This window comes from Mesorhizobium sp. M4A.F.Ca.ET.020.02.1.1, assembly GCF_004022645.1.
Lineage (GTDB): Bacteria > Pseudomonadota > Alphaproteobacteria > Rhizobiales > Rhizobiaceae > Mesorhizobium.
This window is the reverse complement of sequence record NZ_RZOI01000706.1, coordinates 1-3,112: the sequence shown is the minus strand read 5'-3', so window position 1 is coordinate 3,112 and position 3,112 is coordinate 1. Positions and strand designations below refer to the sequence as shown.

The 3,112-nt window shown below is 63.3% G+C and carries 5 protein-coding genes; 2 read left to right on the top strand and 3 right to left on the bottom strand.

Annotated features, from left to right (window positions below):
* Positions 1 to 285, top strand: a 285-nt coding sequence (locus EN742_RS29700; RefSeq protein WP_128333592.1) for an ABC transporter permease subunit, incomplete at its 5' end; no start/stop codon positions are given.
* Positions 282 to 1,052, top strand: coding sequence for an amino acid ABC transporter ATP-binding protein (locus EN742_RS29695; RefSeq protein ID WP_126057900.1), 771 nt, complete (start codon positions 282 to 284; stop codon positions 1,050 to 1,052). The genes EN742_RS29700 and EN742_RS29695, both read left to right, overlap by 4 nt.
* A 61-nt stretch (positions 1,053 to 1,113) precedes the next feature.
* On the opposite strand, the gene EN742_RS29690 is transcribed toward EN742_RS29695, so the two are convergent.
* The 3 genes from EN742_RS29690 to EN742_RS29680 all read right to left on the bottom strand — a co-directional run bounded on the left by EN742_RS29690 (position 1,114) and on the right by EN742_RS29680 (position 2,999).
* The gene (locus EN742_RS29690; RefSeq protein WP_126057901.1) at positions 1,114 to 1,695 is read right to left on the bottom strand and encodes a CarD family transcriptional regulator; all 582 of its coding nucleotides are present in this window, start codon (positions 1,693 to 1,695) and stop codon (positions 1,114 to 1,116) included.
* 430 nt (positions 1,696 to 2,125) lie between these two features.
* Positions 2,126 to 2,464 (bottom strand): ferredoxin FdxA, encoded by a 339-nt coding sequence (gene fdxA, locus EN742_RS29685; RefSeq protein ID WP_126057902.1) that lies wholly within the window; start codon positions 2,462 to 2,464, stop codon positions 2,126 to 2,128.
* A gap of 148 nt (positions 2,465 to 2,612) precedes the next feature.
* Complete coding sequence (locus EN742_RS29680; protein WP_126057903.1) at positions 2,613 to 2,999, bottom strand: RNA-binding S4 domain-containing protein; 387 nt, start codon at positions 2,997 to 2,999, stop codon at positions 2,613 to 2,615.
* Between the last annotated feature and the right edge of the window lie 113 nt (positions 3,000 to 3,112).

Below are 3,112 nucleotides of genomic sequence, written 5' to 3'. Positions count from 1 at the left end.
TCGATGCGGCGCACGATTCTGCCGCAAGCAGGGCGCGTCGCCGTGCCGCCGCTTTCCAACACCTTCATCTCTCTGGTCAAGGACACCTCGCTGGCGGCCGCCATCACCGTGCCGGAGATGTTCCAGGCGGCGCAGCGCATCGTCGCCACCACCTACGAGCCGCTGATCCTCTACATCGAGGCGGCGGCGCTCTACCTAGTGATGAGCTCGGTGCTGTCGGTGCTGCAGGCGCGGCTGGAGGTACGCCTCAACCGCTACGGCGGCTTCCTGGAGGCGAATGCATGATCGGCCTCGACAACATCGAGAAGCGGTTCGGCGACAATCTCGTCCTGAAGGGTGTCACCGTCAGCATCGAGGAAGGTAGCGTGACGGCGCTTGTCGGCCCCTCTGGGGGCGGAAAAAGCACTCTTCTGCGCTGCATCAATCTGTTGGAGATTCCAAGCTCGGGCACGCTGCGCATCGGTGAGGAGACGCTGCAGTTCCGTCCGGGGGTCAAGGTACCCGCCAGGGACATCCAGCGCATTCGCCTGCAGACAGGCATGGTGTTCCAGAACTTCCAGCTGTTCCCGCATCGCACCGCGATCGAGAACGTCATGGAAGGGCTGGTGACGGTGCTGAGATGGACGGCCGGCAGAGCCCGCGAACGGGCAATGGCCCTGCTCGAGAAGGTCGGCATGGCGCACAAGGCCGATGCCTGGCCGGCGACGCTGTCAGGCGGCCAGCAGCAGCGTGTTGCGATCGCCCGGGCGCTGGCGCCGTCGCCGCGTGTGCTGCTGTGCGACGAGCCGACCTCGGCGCTCGACCCGGAGCTCGCGCAGGAAGTGGTCGACGTGCTCGGCCAGCTCGCCCGGGAAGGCACGACCATGGTGATGGCCACGCACGATCTGAGGCTCGCCTCCAAGATCGCGCAGGAGGTGGTGTTCCTCGATGCCGGCGTCGTCGTCGAGAAAGGCCCGGCCTCGGTCGTGTTCGACAGGCCGGAGCGCGAGCGGACGAAACGCTTCATTGCCTCGCTGAGGCAGGAATCGCACAGGGAAACTGGCGGCGAGTAGCCTTCCGAAACAAAAAACCCGGCACGAGGCCGGGTTTTCTGAATTCGCGAAGGAAAAAAGCTCAGGCAGCTTCTTCCTGTTCGGCTTCCTCATTGTCGGCCTTGGCGCCGCGCTTCGGGCCCTTGTTGAGGTTGACCTCGATAAGGCGCACGGCCTCGGTCTCCGACATGCGGTTGACGGCAGCGATCTCGCGGGCCATGCGATCGAGCGCGGCCTCGTAAAGCTGGCGCTCGGAATAGGACTGCTCCGGCTGGTTGTCGGCGCGGTAGAGGTCGCGCACGACTTCCGAGATCGAGATCAGGTCGCCCGAGTTGATCTTGGCATCATATTCCTGGGCGCGGCGCGACCACATGGTGCGCTTGATGCGGGCACGGCCCTGCACAACCTTAAGCGCGCGGTCGACATAATCCTCTTCCGACAGCTTGCGCATGCCGATGGAGGTCGCCTTGGCGACCGGCACCTTGAGGCGCATCTTGTCCTTCTGGAAGTCGATGACGAACAGTTCCAGCTTGTGGCCGGCGACTTCCTGCTCGTCGATCGAGACGATCTGGCCGACGCCGTGCGCCGGATAGACGATGAACTCGCCGGTCTTGAAACCGTGACGCGCTGCGTTGGACTTCTTCTGCGGGGTGATCGTTGCCATTACGCCCTGAACTCCTTGTTGTAGCGCCGGCATGGCGGCGCCGGCTGAACTCGCGCGATCGGGATCGCCGACCGTTAGCCGCACAACAGATGAGCCCATCCGGAAAAGCCAGGGCAAGCACACCGCATAATTGCGACCGCCTGCCCCAGATCGCTCTGGTCCGGATTGAGAAGCTCACCTTTCAGTGATTTGGGGCGTTTGCGCCATAAATCGACGTTGTGTCACCGGCATGTTTGGCTGATGTAGCACAAAAAGTCGGAAGAATCAAGGTTTTGCTGCATTCGCGAAGGCCAAGCGCCGCCGCTGCCTGTCAAGGCAGTTCCTGTTTCATGCCCGTTACGTTACGTCACGCCGGCCGGACCGGCACCGTCACTTTTGATTTTGCGCATGATCCTTTCCGAAAATCGGAACCGATTTTCGGGGTCATGCGCTAGTCGCCTTCGCCGGGCTCGGCCGAGAAATATTTCTCGAACTTGCCGGTCTCGCCGTCGAAGTTTTTCGCGTCGGCCGGCGGTTCCTTCTTGGCGGTGATGTTCGGCCACTTCTCGGCATATTCGGTGTTGATCTGCAGCCATTTCTCAAGCCCCGGCTCGGTATCCGGCTTGATCGCGTCGGCCGGGCATTCCGGCTCGCAGACGCCGCAGTCGATGCACTCGTCCGGATGGATGACGAGCATGTTCTCGCCTTCGTAGAAACAGTCGACCGGACAGACCTCGATGCAGTCCATGTATTTGCATTTTATGCAATTGTCGGTCACGACATAGGTCATCGCAGGCTCCGGGACGTCCCATTTCTGCTGGGTTTTTTGGTGAGGTAACGCCTTTGCCGGTCGCTGGCAAGGGCGGCCATTCCTGACGGTGCCGTCGCGCCCGGAATGGAGTTGCAGAACCTCGATGCGGTTGAGATCGTTCCCGCCCTCAATCCTCGCCGAGCAGCCGGTCGGTTTCCCGCCTTTCTTTCTTGGTCGGGCGGCCGCTGCCGGCCTCGCGTAAAGCCGGAAGAGCGTCCGGAACGGCCTCGTCCTTCGGCGTGGGTTGCGGCGACATATCCTCATAGAGCAGGCGTGCCTCCTCGGCGGGGCCGCGCCTGGCGCCGGCGCCGAGCACTTTCCAGACCAGGATGCGCCGGTCCAGCGTGATGGTCAGCACGTCGCCGGGCCGGACAATGTCGGAGGCCTGCGCTGCTTTGTCGCGATTGATGCGCACGCGGCCAGCGACCACGAGCTTCGCCGCCAGCGAGCGCGATTTCACCGCGCGCGAGAAGAACAGCCATTTGTCGATGCGCTGGCGGGCATCGGTGACCATCGGACCCGCGGGCTACTTCTTCAGCTGGTCGCGCAAGGCGGCGAGCTTGGCGAAGGGCGAGTCCGGGTCGAAGCGCGCCGGCCGTTCGTCGCGCGGCTTGGCCTGGAAGGCAG

Bases quoted from the DNA above. Each gene is read 5' to 3' on its own strand.
- EN742_RS29695 (WP_126057900.1), top strand. From the start codon at position 282: ATGATCGGCCTCGACAACATCGAGAAGCGGTTCGGCGACAATCTCGTC.
- EN742_RS29690 (WP_126057901.1), bottom strand. From the start codon at position 1,695: ATGGCAACGATCACCCCGCAGAAGAAGTCCAACGCAGCGCGTCACGGT.
- fdxA (WP_126057902.1), bottom strand. From the start codon at position 2,464: ATGACCTATGTCGTGACCGACAATTGCATAAAATGCAAATACATGGAC.
- EN742_RS29680 (WP_126057903.1), bottom strand. From the start codon at position 2,999: ATGGTCACCGATGCCCGCCAGCGCATCGACAAATGGCTGTTCTTCTCG.